Below are 17,946 nucleotides of genomic sequence, written 5' to 3' on the forward strand. Positions count from 1 at the left end.
GGCGGGACTGGTGCCCGTGCTCGCCGTCAGGCTGTGCCCTGACGGCGTGCGAGGAGTGGAGTCCGCTTGTGGCGGACGGCAAGCGCGGTGTGGTGCTGCGTTCGGGAGAGGCTGGGGACCTCAGTGTCGGTCGGCGACGACGGCGACCGGCTCCGGATCGGCGACACCGGTCGTGGTGTCGTGCTCCGAGTAGGTGTCGTCCGAGTCTACATCGGACTTCGAGCGCGGCTCGCGACCCGGCAGGTACGGGCTCGGTTCCTTGCCGACGTGTCGTCGGGACTGGATCGCGAAGATGATGATGCCGAGCAGGATCGCGGCGAAGGACATCCAGACGTTGGTGCGGATGCCGGCGAAGGTCTCGCTCGTGTCGACGCGGATGGACTCGAGCACCGACCGGCCGACGCCGTACCAGATCAGGTAGAGCGCCATGACGCGGCCCCACTGCAGGCGGAGCCGGCGGTCGATGAGCAGGATCAGCACGGCGCCCACGACGTTCCAGATGATCTCGTAGAGGAACGTGGGGTGGAACAGCACGCCTTCCGGCAGCCCCTTCGGGTAGGCCGGGTTCGTCGCTTCGATCTGCAGACCCCACGGCAGGTTCGTCGGCATGCCGAAGAGCTCGTGGTTGAAGTAGTTGCCGAGACGACCCGCGGCCTGGGCGAGCAGCACACCGGGAGCGGCGGCGTCGATGAAGGCCGAGAAGCGGAGGCCCGCCATGCGGCAGCCGATCCACGCGCCGACCGACCCGAGGATCAGCGCGCCGAAGATGGCGAGACCGCCCTCCCAGATGTAGAAGATCGAGAGCGGGTCGATGCCGGGACCGAAGTAGTCGCTGACGTGGGTGAAGACGTGGAACAGGCGACCGCCGATGATGCCGGCCGGCACCGCCCAGATCGCGATGTCGATGATGATCCACCGCTCGGCACCACGGGCGTTGAGCCGGCTGTTCGTGAGCAGCACGCAGATGACGATCCCGATGAGGATGCAGATCGCGTACGCGTGGATCCGGAAGTCGAGCGGCAGGGTCAGACCGGACACGCTGTGCAGCCAGGCGGTGAGGTCGAAGTACTGCCAGGCCGTGCTCGGGCTCGGGATGCTCAGGAGGGGCATGTGCGACTGTCGCCTTTCACGTGTGGAGCTGGGCAGTCGATGGGGGTGGCCCCTTGCCCTGCGGGCTGGTCGGCCCGGATCACTGTAGCGCGGGTCAGCGCCGCGCTGCGCCGGACGACAGGTCGGCGGCGCGGTCCGCGACCCCGGTCACGCCGAGGTCGGCGAGTGCACGGACGAACGCCGAGCCGATGATGGCACCGTCCGCGTACTCGAGCACCTCGGCGACCTGGTCGGCGGTGGAGATGCCGAGACCGACGCAGGTGCGCTGGACGCCGGCGTCCCGCAGGCGGGAGACCACCGTGCGGGCGGCGGTGTCGACGCCCAGCCGGGCGCCGGTGACGCCCATGGTCGAGACGGCGTAGACGAACCCACGGCTGCGGTCCACGGCCTGGCGCATCCGGACGTCCGTCGAGGACGGTGCCGCGAGGAACACCCGGTCGAGACCGGTGCGCTCGGACGCGTCGATCCACTGCTGGCCCTCGTCCGGGATCAGGTCCGGCGTGATCAGGCCGGCGGCACCCGCTGCGACCAGGTCGTCGGCGAAGCGGTCGACGCCGTAGCGCAGGACCGGGTTCCAGTAGGTCATCACCAGGACCGGCACGTCGACCCGCTCGGTGATCGCGTTGACGGCGTCGAACACCTGCGCGACCTTGAAGCCGTTGGCCAGGCTCTCCTCCGCGGCGCGCTGGATCACCGGGCCGTCCATCACCGGGTCGGAGTACGGCAGACCCAGCTCGATGACGTCGACGCCGTTCTCGGCGAGGGCGACCGCCGCGTCCACGCTCGTCTGCAGGTCCGGGTAGCCGGCGGGCAGGTAGCCGATCACGGCTCCGGCTCGCTCGGCGTTCGCGCGGTCGATGGTCGCGGCGACGGTCTTGTTCGTGCTCACGACTGCACCGCTGTCTCGTCGAGGATGCCGAAGTAGCGGCTGGCCGAAGCCACGTCCTTGTCGCCGCGGCCGGAGAGGTTCACGAGGATGACGCCCTCGGGTCCGAGTTCCTTGCCGAGCTTCATCGCCCCGGCGAGGGCGTGCGAGGACTCGATCGCGGGGATGATGCCCTCGGTCCGGCTCATCAGCCGGAAGGCCTCCATCGCCTCGGTGTCGGTGATCGGCTCGTACTGCGCACGGCCGATCGACGCCAGGTACGCGTGCTCCGGACCGACGCTCGGGTAGTCGAGTCCGGCCGAGATGCTGTGGCTCTCGATGGTCTGGCCGTCCTCGTCCTGCATCAGGTACGACTTCGCGCCCTGCAGCACGCCTTCGCGCCCCAGGGTGATGCTGGCGGCGTGGCGACCGGTCTCGACACCGTCGCCGCCCGCTTCGAACCCGTGCAGCCGGACCGATTCGTCGTCGAGGAACGCCTCGAAGATGCCCATGGCGTTCGACCCGCCGCCGACGCACGCGGCGACGGCGTCGGGCAGGCGACCGACGCGGTCCAGGACCTGCTGCCGAGCCTCTTCACCGATCACCTTGTGGAACTGGCGCACCATCTCCGGGAAGGGGTGCGGACCGGCGACCGTGCCGAGGAGGTAGTGCGTGGAGTCGACGTTGGCGACCCAGTCGCGGAGGGCGTCGTTGATGGCGTCCTTCAGCGTGCGCGATCCGGTCTCCACCGGGATGACCTCGGCGCCGAGCAGGCGCATCCGGGCGACGTTGAGGGCCTGTCGCTCGGTGTCGACGGCGCCCATGTACACGACGCAGTCCATCCCGAACAGGGCCGCCGCCGTCGCGGTGGCGACGCCGTGCTGGCCGGCACCGGTCTCCGCGATCAGCCGCGTCTTGCCGAGCCGGCGGGCGACGAGCGCCTGACCGAGCACGTTGTTGATCTTGTGCGACCCGGTGTGGTTGAGGTCCTCGCGCTTGAGGATGATCCGGGCACCACCGGCGTGCTTCGCGAACCGCGGCACCTCGGTGATGATCGACGGCCGTCCGGTGTAGTCGCGCTGGAGGGTGTCGAGTTCCTCGCGGAAGGACGGGTCCGCCCAGGCCGAACGGAACGCGGTCTCGAGTTCGTCGAGCGCCAGCACGAGCGACTCGGGGACGAACCGCCCACCGAAGTCGCCGAAGTAGGGGCCTTGCAGGTCACGGAGTGAGGTCACGGTGGTGCTCCTGGGTGTCCGGCGTGCACCGGACGGGTTGTCAGCCGTCGATGAACGACGCGAGCGTGGCGGCGGGGTCGGCGCCGGTGACCAGCGCCTCCCCGACGAGGACGACGTCGGCACCGGCGGACCGGTAGTGGGCCACGTCGGCGGGGGTCTTCACGGCGGACTCGGCCACGCGGACGACCCCGTCCGGGATCCGGTCGGCCAAGGACCCGAAGAGGTCGCGGTCGAGCGAGAAGTCGGTCAGGTCGCGGGCGTTCACACCCAGGATCCGTGCGCCGGCGTCGAGGCCACGCGCGACCTCGTCCGCGGAATGCGCCTCGACAAGGACGCGCATTCCGAGTTCTTCGGCGAGGCCGTGGAGCTGCACGAGCGTGGGCTGGTCGAGGGCCGCGACGATGAGCAGGACGATGTCCGCTCCGGCCGCACGCGCTTCGACGACCTGGTACGGGTCGGCGATGAAGTCCTTGCGGAGCACGGGGATGCCGACACGGGCCTTGACCGCCTCGAGGTCGGCGAGCGTGCCGAGGAACTTCCGGCCCTCGGTCAGGACGCTGATCGCGGAGGCTCCGCCGCGCTCGTACTCGGCGGCGAGGGCAGCCGGGTCCGCGATCGGGGCCATCGACCCACGTGACGGACTCGCACGCTTGACCTCGGCGAGGACCTTCACCCGGTCACCCGGGGCCAGGAACTGCAGCGCGTCGAGCGGCGAGGCGACCCGGTCGAGGTCGCGTTCGACGTCCGCGTACGGGCGGTCGAGTCGACGAGCAGCGGCGTCCTCGAGCGCACCGGCGACGAGGCCCTGCAGCAGGTCGACCCCGGGCACCGGAGGAACGCGCACGGTGTCGGTGGGCTCAGCCGACACGGGCTCAGCCGCCGTGGTGCTTGGTGACGTACTTCGGACCGTTGACGCCGTAGCCGGCCTTGCCCATCGCGAAGCCCACGATGAGACCGATCACGACGACGGCAGCGGACGCCCACACGCCCCAGGCGATGTCGAACCAGAAGCAGAGCGTCCCGGCCGCGAAGCCGATCAGCATGATGACGACGGCCGTCCAGGCCGCCGGCGAGTGGCCTTCGCCGAGTTCTGCGGGCTCAGTGTTGCTCACGGTGCTCCTCGTGGTCGCTGGCACCACCGGTCGGGCGGCGCTCCGTCGATCCTACCGTGTTCGGGGTGTCGGACTGCCCCGCGACGGCGTCCCCCGCGGTCGGGTCGACGCCCGCGCTGAGGTCGTCCCAGTCGACGACCGCGTCGCGTACGACGGGTCGGCGCGGAGCACCGTCGACGGACGCGGGACCGCCACTGGCCCCGGCCGCGGAGGCCGCTCCGGGCGTGGCGGCATCGCCGTACCTGCGGCTCGGACCGGGCCAGGACCGCTGCAGGAAGAGCACCGCGACGCCGAGCAGCGACGCGAGGACCCCGCCGATGATCCCGATGACCGGCCAGACACCGACGTCGACGCCGGTGACGACCTGCCGGACGGCGCCGATGTCGCTGACTCCGGCGACCGAACCGATGGCGCTCCGCGCGGCGGCGACTGGATCGGACAGTGCCGTGACGCCGGTGACGACGACGGCCACCCCGAGCAGGACCTGCACCACGGCGAGCACGACGCGGACGACACGGCCGGCGATCGTCATCGCGAGGAACAGGGCGAGGCTGGCGATCGCGACTGCGGTGTACTGCGGTACGACGGTGGCTCCGTCCGCGTCCACGGTCTTCACGACGGCCGCGGTGTGGTCGAGGTGCACGGTGAACCAGGTCTGCGTCCACGACAGCATCACGAGTCCGGCGACCAGGAGCCCGAGGACGACGACGAGCGGTCGGGAGCGCTTCACGGGGCGACCCCGGTCATCCGGTTGGCGGTCGCGACGGCACGCAGCGGCGCGGCGGCCTTGTTGACCGACTCGAGGTGTTCGCTCATCGGGTCCGAGTCGGCGACGAGCCCGGCACCGGCCTGCACCCGTGCGACCCCGTCCTGGATCAGGGCGGTGCGGATCGCGATGGCGACGTCGGCGTCCCCTGCGAAGTCGAAGTACCCGACGACCCCCGCGTACGCCCCGCGCTTCGCGGGTTCGAGCTCGTCGATGATCTGCAGCGCGCGCGGCTTCGGCGCACCCGAGAGCGTGCCGGCCGGGAAGGTCGCCCGGAACACGTCGATGGCCGACATCCCCGGGCGGATCGCCCCCTCGACGCTGGAGACCAGGTGCATGATGTGGCTGAACCGCTCGACCGTCATGAACTCCGTCACGGCGACGGTCCCCGGCTCGCACACCTTCTGCAGGTCGTTGCGGGCGAGGTCCACCAGCATCAGGTGCTCGGCGCGCTCCTTCGGGTCCTGCAGCAGCTCGTCGCCGAGGCGCACGTCCTCTTCGGTCGTGGCACCGCGCGGCCGGGAGCCGGCGATCGGGTGCGTCATCGCGCGACCGTCCTGCACCTTCACCAGGGCCTCCGGCGACGCTCCCACGATCCAGAACGGCCGGGCGTCGGTGCCCGCGAGCGACAGGAAGTACATGTACGGGCTGGGGTTCAACGTGCGGAGGACCCGGTAGACGTCGAGGGGGTCAGCTGTGACCTCCTGGTCGAACCGCTGCGAGATGACGACCTGGAAGACGTCGCCGTCGCGGATGAACTGTTTCGACCGCTCGATGGCGGCCGCGTACTCCTCCGGAGTGGACCGGGAGCGTGCGGTCGGTTCGGCGATGTCGAACGCCTCGGCGACGGTCGCGATGCTCGGCTGCACGAGGTCGGCCTGCATCCGGTCGAGCCGGGCCTGCGCGTCCGACCACAGGGTGTCGGCATCGTCCGTGCCGTCGTTCAGCGCCGTCGCGACCAGGAGCACCAGTCCGGTGCGGTGGTCGAGGGCGGCGAGTTCGGCGACGAACGACAGCGCCTGTCCGGGCACGTCGAAGTCGGCGGGCGGCGCGTCGGGCAGGTGTTCGAGCTGGCGGACCGCTTCCCACCCGATGAAGCCGACGGTGCCGCCGACGAGGGGCGGCATGCCCGGCACGCGGGGCGTCGCCCAGCGCTCGTGCAGCCGGGCGAGGACCTCCAGCGGCTGCCCGTCGAGCGAGCCGACGGCCCGTTCGGCCGACATGCCGGTGTCGATCCAGGCGGCGCGGTCGCCCTCCTGGGTCAGGACGCCGAAGCTGCGGACACCGACGAACGACCAGCGCGACCAGAGGCCGCCCTGTCCGGCGGACTCCAGGAGGAACGACCCGGCGCGACCGTCGGCGAGCTTCCGGTAGACCCCGACCGGCGTCTCACTGTCGGCGAAGAGCGCGCGGACGACGGGCACGACACGGTGGCCGTCGCGGACGAGTCCGTCGAAGTCGTCGCGGAGCGTGGTGCGGGGCGAGTCGCTCATCGAGCCGCCCCGTCCGCAGCCGCGGTGTCGGGCGCCGAGGCGGTCACCGGCTCGAGCGGATCGACGTCGAAGCACCGGTGGGCACCCGTGTGGCACGCGGCTCCGACCTGCTGCACCGTGACGAGGAGCGTGTCGTCGTCGCAGTCCAGGGCGGCGGCACGGACGTACTGGGCGTGGCCCGACGAGTCCCCCTTGCGCCAGTACTCGCTCCGGGACCGCGACCAGAAGGTCACCCGGCCCTCCGTCAGGGTGCGGCGGAGGGCTTCACGGTCCATGTAGCCGAGCATGAGGACGTCCTTCGACGATTCCTCCTGCACGATGGCGGGGAGCAGTCCGTCCGTACCGAAGCGCGCGCGGTCGAGGACCGCTTCGGTGCTGGTGCTGGTGCTGTCGGTCATGAGGGCACCAGCCTACGGCCCTGCCCGGCGCGCTCGCTGCGGACGGACACGCCGGACGGGAGGCCCGAGCCGGCTCGCCGGGACGGCGTCAGCGGACGACGTGGCCGGTCGCGCGGAGCGCCCCCTTGACGTCGCCGACGGTCATCTCACCGCGGTGGAACACGCTCGCCGCGAGGACCGCGTCGGCACCGGCGTCGACGGCGGGGGCGAAGTGCTCGACGCGCCCCGCGCCTCCCGAGGCGATGACCGGCACCGTGGAGACCGGACGGACCGCGGCGACGAGGTCGAGGTCGAAGCCGTTCTTCGTGCCGTCGGCGTCGATGGAGTTGACGAGGAGCTCCCCCGCGCCGCGCTCGACGGCCTCGCGCGCCCAGGCGATCGCGTCGATGTCGGTCTCGGTGCGACCGCCGTGCGTGGTGACCACGAAACCGGACGGCATCCGGTCGGAGCGCTTGACGTCGAGCGACAGGACGACCGCCTGGGCACCGAACCGGTCGGCGATCTCGGACACCAGCTCCGGGCGGGCGATCGCGGCACTGTTGACGCCGATCTTGTCCGCGCCGCACTGCTGTAGGCGAGAGACGTCGTCGACGGTGCGGACCCCACCGCCGACGGTGAGCGGGATGAAGACCTGCTCGGCGGTGCGGGTGACGGTGTCCCACATCGTGGCGCGGTTCTCGACCGTCGCGCCGACGTCGAGGAACGTCAACTCGTCGGCGCCCTGCTCGTAGTACCGCGCGGCGAGCTCGACGGGGTCCCCGGCGTCCTGCAGGTCGAGGAAGTTGACGCCCTTGACGACCCGGCCGCCGGAGACGTCGAGGCACGGGATGACACGGACCGAGACCCCGCCGAGTGCTGCGCCCGGTGCGGTCGCGTCGGGTGCGCCGGTCACAGGCGTGCGGCGTGGATCGGGCTGACGAGGATCGCCCGGGCGCCGAGGTCGTACAGCGCGTCCATGATGAGGTTGGCGTCGTCGCGCGGGATCATCACGCGGACGGCCGACCAGGCGCGGTCGTGCAACGGCGAGACCGTCGGCGACTCGATGCCCGAGGCGATCGCGGTCGCCTGCTCGAGCAGGTCGGACGGGATGTCGTAGTCGAGCATGACGTAGCCGCGGGCCACCAGGACGCCCTGCAGCCGGCGCCGGAGCACGTCGATGCCGGAGATGGTCTCGTCGGTGGTGATGAGCACCGCGGTGGACTCCAGGATGACCGGGCCGAAGATCTCGAGCCCGGCGGCGCGGAGTGTGCTGCCGGTCGAGACGACGTCCGCCACCGCGTCGGCGACCCCGAGCCGGACGGCGCTCTCGACAGCGCCGTCGAGCTTCACGAGGGTCGCGGTGACGCCGTGTTGGGCGAGGAACTCGCCGACGAGGCCGGGGTAGCTCGTGGCGACGCGGACACCCTCGAGGTCCTGCAGCACGCTGTACCGGCCCGGGGCGCCGGCGAAGCGGAAGGTGGAGTCCGCGAACCCGAGCGCGTCGACCTCGTGCGCGGTCGACCCCGAGTCGAGCAGCAGGTCGCGGCCGGTGATCCCGACGTCGAGTGCGCCCGAGCCGACGTAGGTGGCGATGTCCCGCGGACGGAGGAAGAAGAACTCCACCCCGTTGCGCTCGTCGATGAGGTGCAGCGCCTTCGGGTCACGGCGGCCGGCGTACCCGGCCTCCCGCAGCATCTCGGAGGCGGTCTCGGACAGTGAGCCCTTGTTGGGCACGGCGATGCGGAGCATCAGGTCTGCTTCCTGGAGGAGGGGTCGGTGACGGATCTGCGGTGCGCGGGGTGACGCGCTCCCTACAGATGTCGCCAGACGTCCGCCGGGGTCAGGCCCTTCGCGATCATGAGGACCTGCAGGTGGTACACGAGCTGCGAGATCTCTTCCGAGGTGCGCTCGTCGCCCTCGTACTCGGCCGCCATCCAGACCTCGGCGGCTTCCTCCACGATCTTCTTGCCGATCTGGTGCACGCCGGCATCCAGTTCGGCGACGGTGCCGGAGCCGTCCGGGCGCATGCGCGCCTTCTCGGTCAGCTCCGCGAACAGGTCGTCGAACGTCTTCACGTTCCCAGGCTACCGGTCTGCGAGCGCACGCTGTGCCGCCGCCCGGAGATCGGTGATGCGGGCGGCGGGCTCGCCGCCGTAGACCGCGGAGCCGGCGACCAGGGTGTCCGCGCCGCTCCGGACCGCCTCCGGCACCGTGTCGACCGCGATGCCACCGTCGACCTCGAGCCAGACGTCGAGCCCCGACGCGTCGACCGCGGCGCGTGCGTCGGCGAGCTTCGGCATCACCGAGGTCATGAACGCCTGACCACCGAACCCGGGCTCGACGGTCATCAGCAGGATCATGTCGTAGGCGTCGAGGTGGTGCAGCACCCGGGTGATCGGGGTGCCGGGCTTCACGGCGACCGCGGCGCGGGCCCCGTTCGACCGGATGGCGGCAGCGGTGGCGACGGGGTCGGTCGCGGCCTCGACGTGGAAGGTGACGCTGGACGCACCGGTCTCGGCGTACTTCGGCGCCTCGGTGTCGGCGTCGGTGATCATGAGGTGCACGTCGAGGGGCACGGGCGACACCTGCTGCAGGCGCTGGACGATCGGCAGGCCGAGCGTCAGGTTCGGCACGAAGTGGTTGTCCATCACGTCGACGTGCACCATGTCGGCGGTCTCGATGCGCTGGAGCTCGCGCTCGAGGTTCGCGAAGTCGGCGGACAGGATGCTCGGCGAGATGCGGATCGTCACCCGTCGAGCCTACCGGCCCGGACCCGGCCGGCCACCGAGCCGACAGCCCGTCAGGCGGTCCGGCGGAACAGTGCGATGAACATCGCGTCGGTACCGATCCGGTGCGGCCAGAGCTGCACGGTCCGGCCGTCCGCGACCTGCGGGTCACGCGCGGCGACCGAGCGGACCACGGATGCGGTGTCGAGCTGCTCGAGCAGGTCCCCGTGCCGACGCATCAGGGCGTCGACCTGGCCGCGCGTCTCGCCCAGGTGCGGCGAGCACGTCACGTACGCCAGGGTGCCGCCCGGTGCGAGCACGCGGACCGCGGCCTCGAGCAGCTCCTCCTGCAGGACGGCCAGTTCGGCGACGTCCTCCGGCTGCTTCCGCCAGCGGGCCTCCGGACGGCGACGCAGCGCGCCGAGGCCGGTGCACGGGGCGTCGAGCAGGACGCGGTCGTACGTGACACCCGAGCCGTCGTGCCCGTAGCGGCGACCGTCGCCCTCGACCACGGTGACGGTGTCACGGAAGTCGCGGAGTGCCTCCCGGACGAGTCCCACCCGGGCCGGGACGAGCTCGTTGGCGGTGAGGGTCGCACCAGCCTGTGCGGCCTCGGCGGCCAGGAGTGCGGCCTTGCCACCCGGGCCTGCGCAGAGGTCGAGCCAGCGTTCGCCGGCCCGTACCTCGGACGAACGGGACAGCGCGAGGGCCGCGAGTTGCGAGCCCTCGTCCTGGACGCGGAGCCGGCCGGCGGCGACGCCGGGGACGCGCGCCGGGTCACCGGTGACGCCGCGGATCCCGACGGGCGAGACCGGCAGGTCGGGAGCGGCCGGGGCGGGCTCGGGCACCGCGTCGGCCTGGTCGGCCTCGGCCACCTCGGCGGCGTCGGCGTCGGCGCCCGGACCGACGGGAGGCACCTCCCCCGTCTCGTCGTCGTCCCCCGCCACGCGGGCGGTCGCCTGCTCGACGTCCTCCGCCGACGCGACACCGGGCAACGCCGCGAGCTGGACCCGCGGTGCCTCGTTGTCGGCGGCGAGGAGCGCGACGAGTTCGTCACGGGACCGTTCCGCTGCCAGGGCGTCCCGGAGTGCCGACACGACCCACACCGGGTGCGACCAGCGCGTCGCGAGGAGTGCGTCCCCGCCGAGGCCCGCCGTCACCAGGGCGTCCCACTCCTCCGGGGTCTTGCCGGCGACCTTCCGCATCACGGCGTTGACGAAGCCGGTGGCGCGGGCGACGCCGACCTCGCGGGCGAGCTCGACCGTCGCGGAGACCGCCGCGTGCGTCGGGGTCCGCATGCCGAGCAGCTGGTGCACACCGAGGCGCATGACGTCGAGCACGTCGGCTTCGATGAGGTCCGCCCGACGTCCGGACGCCACCGCGACCACCACGTCGTAGCGGCCGATCATCCGGATCGTGCCGTAGGTGAGTTCGGTGGCGAAACCGGCGTCCCGGGCGCTGAGCCCGGCTCGTCGGATGCGCGTCGGCAGGAGCAGGTTCGCGTACGCGTCGTCGACCTGGACGGCACGGAGGACGTCGAAGGCGACCCGCCGGGCGCTCACCTGCCGGGGCTCCCGGGGTCGGCCGCCGGGGCGCCCGCCGGTCCGCCCGACACCGCTGCCGCCGCTGCGGCCGCCACGCTGCGATCCGCGTGACCGCGCCTGTTCCGCGCTCATGCGAGCACCTTCCCGTCGAGCGGTCCGAGCCCTCGGGCCCAGGCCGCAGCGTCCATCGCCTTCTTGCCGGCCGGCTGCACCTCGGTCAGCACGAGCGGTTCGTCCGCCGTCCCGACCAGCAGGGCACCGTCCACGAGCCGGAGCGCACCCGGCGCGAGGTGCGGCGCGGAGTCCTCCGGGCCTCCCGGCCGGCCGTCGGGTGCACCGTACCGGCGGGCCCGCAGCAGCTTCACCCGGGTCTCGCCGAGGTGTGCGAACGCACCGGGCTCCGGGGTGACGCCGCGGAGCCTGGCGTGCACCGCGGCGGCCGGGGCGGCGAAGTCGGTCCGGCCGTCGTCGAGCGTGAGCTTCGGGGCCGACGACGGAGCGCCGACCTGCTCGGTGGCGACGGCGGTGCCCGCGGCGATGGCGTCGACGACCCGCACGACGACGTCGGCACCGGTCACCGCCATCGCGCCGAGGACCTCGCCGGAGGTGGCCTCCGGGTCGATCGTGAACGGCTCGGCCGCGAAGACTGGGCCCGCGTCCAGGGCCTCGACCAGCTGGAACACCGTCGCGGCCGTGGTCGTCGCACCGGCCATCACGGCACGCTGCACGGGGGCGGCACCGCGGTACGCCGGCAGGTCGGAGAAGTGCAGGTTGACCCAGCCGAGCCGCGGGGCGTCGAGGGCTGGGCGACGGAGGAGTGCGCCGTACGCGACGATCACACCGAGGCCGACGTCGAGCGCCGCGATCCGGGCCGTCACCTCGTCGTCCACACGGGAGGCCTCGATCACCGGCAGCCCGAGCTCCGCCGCTGCCTGCGCGACCGGCGTGGGCGTCAGCACGCGCTTCCGGCCCTGCGGCGTCGGCGGGCGGGTCAACACCGCCGCGATCTCGTGGTCGGACGCCGCCAGAGCACGGAGGGTGGGGACCGCGGCAGCGGGACTGCCGGCGACGACGAGACGCATCGGACCAGTCTCCCACGAGCCGCGGCCGCGCCCGGGCGGACGCCGTCCGCGCCGGGCCTGGGGACGCGCTGAGGCGTGCCTGCCTACGGTCGCTGGCATCTCGACGGAAGGACCACCATGACCACCGACGCACTGCCGCTGCCGGACTTCGACCACCTGCCGCTCGGCAACCTCGCCGAGCACGTCCGCCCGCTCGACCGCGACCAGCTGCAGACCCTGCTCGAGCACGAGCGGGCCCACGGGAACCGGCTGCCGGTCGTGGAGGTGCTGACCTCCCGGATCGCCGCACTCGAAGCCGGGGCCGAACCGACCGGCTCGGTGCCCGAGCACCTCCCGGAGGTCCAGCAGGGCACCGGCGGTTCCCCCGCCGTCACCCCGGCCACGTCCGGGCCGGTCATCAACCCGCCGTCACACGGCGACCCGACCAACCCGGCCCAGCCCCGCTGATCCGCGGACCCGGCTCGCCGGCGTCGTGCCGGACGAGCTGTGCCCTCGCCTCCGGACAGCGCGGAGACCGACGGGTACGTTCACAGGCGATTCCCTGAAAGGAACGAACATGTCAGACCGACTCTCCACCCCCGCTCCCACCAGCTTCGCCGAGACGCCCGTCCAGAAGGGCACGCTCGTCGTCGGCATCGTCTTCCTGCTCGTCGGCCTGGCGGGCTTCATCCCCGGCCTGACCACCGGTGACCTCGGTGGTGCCGGCAACGACTCGATGGGCATGCTGCTCGGCATCTTCCAGGTGTCGGTCCTGCACAACATCGTCCACCTGCTCTTCGGCATCGTCGGCGTCCTGGCGGCCCGACGCGCCAGTGGTTCCCGGCTCTACCTGGTCATCGGCGGCATCGTCTACTTCGTGCTCTGGATCTACGGCCTGTTCACCGCGAACAGCGACAGCGCCGCGAACTTCGTGCCGCTGAACTCGGCGGACAACTGGCTGCACCTGGTCCTCGCGATCGGCATGGTCGCCCTCGGCGTCGTGCTCTCGCGCGGCCGCCGTGCACCGGTCGGCGCGGAGCGGACCGCGCGCTGACCCTGATCGGTGACCTCGGTCGGTGACCTCGGTCGGTGACATGACGGGAGGCCCGTGGCGGGATCGCCACGGGCCTCCCGTCATGTCCGGGCTCGGCTCTGCAGCGACCGGTTCAGACCTCGGAGAACGGCTCGGCGTCGTCCATCCGGACGCGGAGGGCCGGAGCCGCGCGACGCTTCGCCCCGCCCTTGACCACCCGGCGCGTCGACGACCGGCGGATCACCTCGGCCTTGAGGGTCGCCGCCACCTCTGTCCCGTGGCCGTAGGGGAAGCGCACGATCGCGCGGACCGTCCCCGGCGTCGGGTCGTCGACGGGGACCGGTCCGAGGACCGGGCCCACCGGCGCGTCGCCGAGCGCCTCGATCGCGCCGGTCACCGCCTCGTCCGTCCCGGTCAGCGTGGCGACCCGCACCGCGGGCGGGAAGAACAGCTCACGCCGGTCGGTGAGTTCGTCGTGGGCGGGTACGTCGAGCCGCCAGAGTGCCATCGCGTTCGCGAGCTTGCCGCCGATGCCGACGAGGTACACCGGCGCTCCGGGAGCGCCCTTCGCCGCGGCGTTCGCCCAGATCCGGAGGACGTCCTCCTGGACTCGCAGTCCCTCGCGCGCCAGCATCCGTTCGCCGTCCAGGAGCAGTACGCAGGCGTAGCCGCCGGCGACGTCCGGTTCGGCGCCGCGGGTCGCGACGACGACCGCGGGACGGGCCGGTACCTCGTCGATCGGGCGCGATCCGTCGGCCACCACGATCCGGGTGTTCGGGAAGGCGCGGCCGAGTTCGTCGGCGGTGCGCTGGGCACCCTGGCCGACGGGCTTGAGCTTCCCGTTGCCACAGGTCGGGCAGCGGTACCCGGCCGCCAGCGCGCCGCAGAACCGACACTGCGGGGTGGACCCGGCGTGCGGACTGCCGAGTGGACCACCGCACACCCGGCAGTGGGCGCGCTCCCCGCACTCGGTGCAGACCAGGCCGGTCCCGAAGCCGGGGTTCGACACCTGCACGAGCACGGGTCCGTCGTGACTGGCCTCGCGGGCGGCCCGCCAAGCACTGCTCGGGATGCGGGCCTGTGCGGCGTACCCGTCGGCGTTGGTCTGGTGGGCCGTCGGGACGACCTTCGGCACACGGGCGCGGTGCGGACCGATCTCCTGCAGCCATCCGAGCTCGACGAGCCGCTGCACGTCGGTGCTCCGCGCGTGCGACACCATCAGGAGCGCGGCCCCGGACTGGGCGGTCCGTACCAGCGCGACGTCACGGGTGTGCACGTACGGCGCGCGCTGCTCGGCGAAGGACGGGTCGCCGTCGTCCCAGAGGGCGATGAGGCCGAGGTCCGACGCCGGTGCGTAAACAGCGGCACGATTCCCGATCGCGACGACCGGGTGCGTCCGGGCGGTGAGGAGTGCCCGGGCGCGCTGCCCGTTGGTCTGCTTCGCGTCGAACCGCACCACCCGCTCGGCGGGCACGAGGACGAGCAGGGCGCGCTCGAGGTCCGTGACGTCGCGGAAGTCGGGCACGGCGATGACGGCCGACCGCTCCCCCGCCAGGGTGTGTGCGGCGGCCTGCGCCAGGGTCGCGGCCCAGCCGGGCACCCAGGCGGGAGCAGGCCCGTCGGCGTCGTCGGCCGGGATCGCTCGGGCCGGGGCGGCGAGCAGGACCGGGTGCGGGATCGCACCGACGGCCGCGCGTCCGCCGGCGTCCATCACCGCCTCGACGACCGCGTCGCCGTACCCGTCGACCGGGACCGCCGTCACGCGGGGCGGCACGTGGTCCGGGTCACGAGCGAGCCAGGCCTTCTCCGGCCGGACCTGCCGCGTCGGCACCGCGAGGCGCAGCACGTCGCTGGCGACCCCGGCGGCACGGTCGGCCACGGCGCGGGCCAGCTCCCAGACCTCCGGCGCGAGCACCGGCACCGGGCTGACGAGCTCCTCGACGGCACTCAGCTCGCCCGGGAAGTCGTTCTCCGGCGAGAGGGCGTCGTCGGCCACGACCTCCACCACGTAGGCGTCGGTCATCCGGGCGCCGGAGCGCAACGGCACCCGGACCCGGACCCCCGGCACGCAGTCGTCCTCGATCTCGGCCGGGACCCGGTAGTCGAACAGACGGTCGAGTTGCGGGAGCGGTGAGTCGAGGACGACACGCGCGACGTTGGCCACGGAGGGCCTCAGACGGTGACGGAGACGAGTCCTGCCGCGGTGCGGAGCTCCTCGACGCGGTCGAGCTGCTCCCAGGTGAAGCCGGGCAGTTCGCGACCGAAGTGCCCGTAGGTCGCGGTCTGCGCGTACTTCGGGGTCAGCAGGTCGAGGTCACGGATGATCGCGGCCGGTCGCAGGTCGAACACCTTCGTGATCGCGGCTTCGATCGTCGCGTCGTCGACGTGGCCGGTGCCGAAGGACTCGACGTACAGGCCGACGGGCTTGGCCCGACCGATCGCGTAGGCGACCTGGACCTCGAGGCGGTCGGCGAGACCCGCCGCGACGGCGTTCTTCGCGACCCAGCGCAGGGCGTAGGCGGCCGAGCGGTCGACCTTGGACGGGTCCTTGCCGCTGAACGCGCCGCCGCCGTGCCGGGAGGCCCCGCCGTAGGTGTCGACGATGACCTTGCGCCCGGTGAGTCCGGCGTCGCCCTGCGGGCCGCCGATCTCGAAGCGTCCGGTCGGGTTCACGATCACGTCGACGTGCGACGAGTCGAGCTCCACCAGGTCGAGCACCGGGCGGATGACGTGCTCGGTGATGTCCGCGGTCAGCTGCTCGAGCGAGACGCTCGGCGCGTGCTGGGTCGACAGGACCACGGTCTCGACGGTCTTCGGCGTGACGCCGTCGTACCCGACCGTGACCTGGGTCTTGCCGTCCGGGCGCAGGTACGTCAGCTCGCCGGACTTGCGGACCGCGGCGAGCTTCTCGGCCAGGCGGTGCGCGAGCCAGATGGCGACGGGCATGTACTCCGGCGTCTCGTTCGTCGCGAAGCCGAACATGATGCCCTGGTCCCCGGCGCCCTGGCGGTCGAGCGGGTCCGTGCCGGCACCCGAGCGGGTGTCGAGGGACTCGTCGACGCCCTGGGCGATGTCCGGGGACTGCGCGCCGATCGAGATCTCGACGCCGCAGGTGCGACCGTCGAAGCTCACGTCCGACGAGTTGTACCCGATCCCGGTGATGACGTCGCGGACGAGCTGCGGGATCTCGACGTAGCCCGAGGTCGTGACCTCTCCTGCGACGTGCACGAGCCCGGTCGTCACCATCGTCTCGACGGCGACCCGCGCGTTCGGGTCGACCGTGAGCAGGGCGTCCAGGATCGCGTCCGAGATCTGGTCGCAGATCTTGTCGGGGTGGCCTTCGGTCACCGATTCCGACGTGAACAGGCGGAGCGCACTCACCGGGATCAGGCGGAGGGCTGCTGCTGCTTGGTGACGGTCAGCTTGTCCTCGTTGATCTCGTGGAGCGCGACCGAGAGCGGCTTGTCGTCGATCGTCGAGTCGACGAGCGGACCGACGTTGTCGAAGAGCGAGCCTTCGTGCAGGTCCGCGTAGTAGTCGTTGATCTGGCGAGCGCGCTTCGAAGCGAAGATCACGAGCGCGTACTTCGACTCGACCTTGCTGAGCAGGTCGTCGATGGGCGGGTCGATGATGCCCTGGGGGTTGGCCATGGGGTTGCTCCTCGTCGTCGGTGCACCGGTCAGGGCGCAGAGAACAAGTCTACGACCTCGCGTGCCGCCGTGCTGACATCGGAGTTCACGATCCGCACGTCGAACTCGTCCTGGGCCGCGAGCTCCACCTTCGCGGTCTCGAGTCGCCGGGTCTGCTCCTCGGGCGTCTCGGTGCCGCGGCCGATGAGCCGACGGACGAGTTCGTCCCACGTCGGCGGCAGCAGGAACACCAGGACGGCCTCGGGCATCGCGTCCCGCACCTGTCGGGCGCCCTGCAGGTCGATCTCGAGCATGACCTTCTCGCCGGCGTCGAGCGCGCGGTCGATCGGCGGGCGCGGGGTGCCGTACCGGTAGGAGTTGTGCACGGTCGCGTACTCGAGCAGCTCGCGGTCGCGGATCATCCGGTCGAACTCGGCGTCGTCCACGAAGTAGTAGTGCACGCCGTCGACCTCGCCCGGGCGGGGCTTCCGGGTCGTCGCGGAGACGCTGAGGTTCACCTCGGGGTACTGCTCACGGATGTACGCGCTGACCGTGCCCTTGCCGACCGCGGTGGGTCCGGCGAGCACGACGAGCTTCGACGCCGCGCGCTTGCGTCCGCGCTGGGCGAGCCAGTCCGCCAGTTCGGTCCGCTGCCGGCTGCCGAGTCCCCCGAGGCGCTTCGACGGGGCGATCCGCAGCGCACCCATCACGGCCTCCGCCCGGGCCGGTCCGACACCGGGCAGGCTCGTGAGCAGGTCACGGACGCGGAGCGAGCGTTCGGCCGCGGTGGTCGCGACGACGGACTCGTCCTCAGACCAGGCGGAACGGGCGACCTCGAGCGGCGACCGTTCGCCGGTGGCGATCGCCGACTTGACCGCGGCGCGTGCGCGTCGTGCGGCGACGGCGGCCTTCGCGGCCGCGACCCGGTCGACCTCCGGCGGGTTGCGGTGCGCCGGCAGGGCCGAGCGGCCGGGATCGGTGTCGTCGGACCGGAC

20 protein-coding genes are annotated in these 17,946 nt (G+C 72.3%); 2 read left to right on the forward strand and 18 right to left on the reverse strand.

Annotated elements, in window-relative coordinates:
* Positions 1–120 precede the first annotated feature (120 nt).
* The 14 genes from lgt to DEJ25_RS03230 form a co-directional block, all read right to left on the reverse strand.
* Positions 121–1,110: a prolipoprotein diacylglyceryl transferase gene (gene lgt, locus DEJ25_RS03165; RefSeq protein WP_110902207.1), complete on the reverse strand. Its 990-nt coding sequence runs from the start codon at positions 1,108–1,110 to the stop codon at positions 121–123.
* A gap of 94 nt (positions 1,111–1,204) precedes the next feature.
* Entirely contained in the window at positions 1,205–1,999 is a 795-nt protein-coding gene (trpA, locus tag DEJ25_RS03170) for a tryptophan synthase subunit alpha (protein WP_111043748.1), read from the reverse strand.
* Positions 1,996–3,210: a tryptophan synthase subunit beta gene (gene trpB / locus DEJ25_RS03175; RefSeq protein WP_110902205.1), complete on the reverse strand. Its 1,215-nt coding sequence runs from the start codon at positions 3,208–3,210 to the stop codon at positions 1,996–1,998. Before trpB ends, trpA begins: the two co-directional genes overlap by 4 nt.
* A gap of 40 nt (positions 3,211–3,250) precedes the next feature.
* On the reverse strand, positions 3,251–4,024 hold the full coding sequence (gene trpC, locus DEJ25_RS03180) for an indole-3-glycerol phosphate synthase TrpC (protein ID WP_111043891.1): 774 nt from the start codon (positions 4,022–4,024) through the stop codon (positions 3,251–3,253).
* 58 nt (positions 4,025–4,082) lie between these two features.
* A complete protein-coding gene (locus DEJ25_RS03185) occupies positions 4,083–4,322 on the reverse strand; it encodes a DUF6704 family protein (RefSeq protein WP_110902204.1) in 240 nt (79 codons plus the stop codon).
* Positions 4,309–5,052, reverse strand: coding sequence for a Trp biosynthesis-associated membrane protein (locus DEJ25_RS03190; RefSeq protein ID WP_111043749.1), 744 nt, complete (start codon positions 5,050–5,052; stop codon positions 4,309–4,311). Before DEJ25_RS03190 ends, DEJ25_RS03185 begins: the two co-directional genes overlap by 14 nt.
* Entirely contained in the window at positions 5,049–6,581 is a 1,533-nt protein-coding gene (locus tag DEJ25_RS03195) for an anthranilate synthase component I (protein WP_110902202.1), read from the reverse strand. Before DEJ25_RS03195 ends, DEJ25_RS03190 begins: the two co-directional genes overlap by 4 nt.
* Positions 6,578–6,979, reverse strand: a complete 402-nt coding sequence (hisI, locus tag DEJ25_RS03200) for a phosphoribosyl-AMP cyclohydrolase (protein WP_110902201.1) — start codon at positions 6,977–6,979, stop codon at positions 6,578–6,580. The genes DEJ25_RS03195 and hisI overlap by 4 nt, the downstream gene beginning before the upstream one ends.
* 88 nt (positions 6,980–7,067) lie before the next feature.
* Positions 7,068–7,871 carry an imidazole glycerol phosphate synthase subunit HisF gene (hisF, locus tag DEJ25_RS03205; protein WP_110902200.1) on the reverse strand — a complete coding sequence of 268 codons (804 nt, stop codon included), beginning with the start codon at positions 7,869–7,871 and terminating at the stop codon, positions 7,068–7,070.
* Entirely contained in the window at positions 7,868–8,707 is an 840-nt protein-coding gene (gene hisG / locus DEJ25_RS03210; RefSeq protein WP_110902199.1) for an ATP phosphoribosyltransferase, read from the reverse strand. The genes hisF and hisG overlap by 4 nt, the downstream gene beginning before the upstream one ends.
* Before the next feature lie 62 nt (positions 8,708–8,769).
* Positions 8,770–9,033 carry a phosphoribosyl-ATP diphosphatase gene (locus DEJ25_RS03215; RefSeq protein ID WP_111043750.1) on the reverse strand — a complete coding sequence of 88 codons (264 nt, stop codon included), beginning with the start codon at positions 9,031–9,033 and terminating at the stop codon, positions 8,770–8,772.
* 9 nt (positions 9,034–9,042) lie between these two features.
* The gene (gene rpe, locus DEJ25_RS03220) at positions 9,043–9,708 is read right to left on the reverse strand and encodes a ribulose-phosphate 3-epimerase (RefSeq protein ID WP_110902197.1); all 666 of its coding nucleotides are present in this window, start codon (positions 9,706–9,708) and stop codon (positions 9,043–9,045) included.
* A gap of 50 nt (positions 9,709–9,758) precedes the next feature.
* On the reverse strand, positions 9,759–11,360 hold the full coding sequence (locus DEJ25_RS03225) for an RsmB/NOP family class I SAM-dependent RNA methyltransferase (RefSeq protein ID WP_111043751.1): 1,602 nt from the start codon (positions 11,358–11,360) through the stop codon (positions 9,759–9,761).
* On the reverse strand, positions 11,357–12,310 hold the full coding sequence (locus DEJ25_RS03230) for a methionyl-tRNA formyltransferase (protein ID WP_111043752.1): 954 nt from the start codon (positions 12,308–12,310) through the stop codon (positions 11,357–11,359). Before DEJ25_RS03230 ends, DEJ25_RS03225 begins: the two co-directional genes overlap by 4 nt.
* Before the next feature lie 117 nt (positions 12,311–12,427).
* Here DEJ25_RS03230 and DEJ25_RS03235 point away from each other — a divergent pair, with 117 nt between their 5' ends.
* Both DEJ25_RS03235 and DEJ25_RS03240 read left to right on the forward strand, forming a co-directional pair.
* Positions 12,428–12,757: a hypothetical protein gene (locus DEJ25_RS03235; RefSeq protein WP_110902194.1), complete on the forward strand. Its 330-nt coding sequence runs from the start codon at positions 12,428–12,430 to the stop codon at positions 12,755–12,757.
* A 109-nt stretch (positions 12,758–12,866) separates the two neighbouring features.
* Positions 12,867–13,343: a DUF4383 domain-containing protein gene (locus DEJ25_RS03240; RefSeq protein ID WP_111043753.1), complete on the forward strand. Its 477-nt coding sequence runs from the start codon at positions 12,867–12,869 to the stop codon at positions 13,341–13,343.
* A gap of 112 nt (positions 13,344–13,455) precedes the next feature.
* Here DEJ25_RS03240 and DEJ25_RS03245 read toward each other — a convergent pair whose 3' ends face one another.
* Genes DEJ25_RS03245 through gmk form a run of 4 tightly spaced genes read right to left on the reverse strand, consistent with a single transcriptional unit; the run spans position 13,456 to position 17,910 of the window.
* Positions 13,456–15,486, reverse strand: coding sequence for a primosomal protein N' (locus tag DEJ25_RS03245; RefSeq protein ID WP_110902192.1), 2,031 nt, complete (start codon positions 15,484–15,486; stop codon positions 13,456–13,458).
* A gap of 8 nt (positions 15,487–15,494) precedes the next feature.
* Positions 15,495–16,703: a methionine adenosyltransferase gene (metK, locus tag DEJ25_RS03250; RefSeq protein ID WP_111043754.1), complete on the reverse strand. Its 1,209-nt coding sequence runs from the start codon at positions 16,701–16,703 to the stop codon at positions 15,495–15,497.
* Between the two features lie 5 nt (positions 16,704–16,708).
* Positions 16,709–16,972 carry a DNA-directed RNA polymerase subunit omega gene (rpoZ, locus tag DEJ25_RS03255; protein WP_110902190.1) on the reverse strand — a complete coding sequence of 88 codons (264 nt, stop codon included), beginning with the start codon at positions 16,970–16,972 and terminating at the stop codon, positions 16,709–16,711.
* A gap of 29 nt (positions 16,973–17,001) precedes the next feature.
* Positions 17,002–17,910 (reverse strand): guanylate kinase, encoded by a 909-nt coding sequence (gene gmk / locus DEJ25_RS03260; protein ID WP_110902482.1) that lies wholly within the window; start codon positions 17,908–17,910, stop codon positions 17,002–17,004.
* Positions 17,911–17,946 lie beyond the last annotated feature (36 nt).

The organism is Curtobacterium sp. MCPF17_011 (genome assembly GCF_003234145.1).
Lineage (GTDB): Bacteria > Actinomycetota > Actinomycetes > Actinomycetales > Microbacteriaceae > Curtobacterium.

What these genes read in the sequence shown, in the direction of transcription:
- hisI (WP_110902201.1), bottom strand. Translation starts at nt 6,979, where the DNA reads ATGACCGACAGCACCAGCACCAGCACCGAAGCGGTCCTCGACCGCGCG.
- DEJ25_RS03195 (WP_110902202.1), bottom strand. Translation starts at nt 6,581, where the DNA reads ATGAGCGACTCGCCCCGCACCACGCTCCGCGACGACTTCGACGGACTC.
- lgt (WP_110902207.1), bottom strand. Translation starts at nt 1,110, where the DNA reads ATGCCCCTCCTGAGCATCCCGAGCCCGAGCACGGCCTGGCAGTACTTC.
- DEJ25_RS03240 (WP_111043753.1), top strand. Translation starts at nt 12,867, where the DNA reads ATGTCAGACCGACTCTCCACCCCCGCTCCCACCAGCTTCGCCGAGACG.
- DEJ25_RS03225 (WP_111043751.1), bottom strand. Translation starts at nt 11,360, where the DNA reads ATGAGCGCGGAACAGGCGCGGTCACGCGGATCGCAGCGTGGCGGCCGC.
- rpoZ (WP_110902190.1), bottom strand. Translation starts at nt 16,972, where the DNA reads ATGGCCAACCCCCAGGGCATCATCGACCCGCCCATCGACGACCTGCTC.
- DEJ25_RS03235 (WP_110902194.1), top strand. Translation starts at nt 12,428, where the DNA reads ATGACCACCGACGCACTGCCGCTGCCGGACTTCGACCACCTGCCGCTC.
- hisG (WP_110902199.1), bottom strand. Translation starts at nt 8,707, where the DNA reads ATGCTCCGCATCGCCGTGCCCAACAAGGGCTCACTGTCCGAGACCGCC.
- DEJ25_RS03230 (WP_111043752.1), bottom strand. Translation starts at nt 12,310, where the DNA reads ATGCGTCTCGTCGTCGCCGGCAGTCCCGCTGCCGCGGTCCCCACCCTC.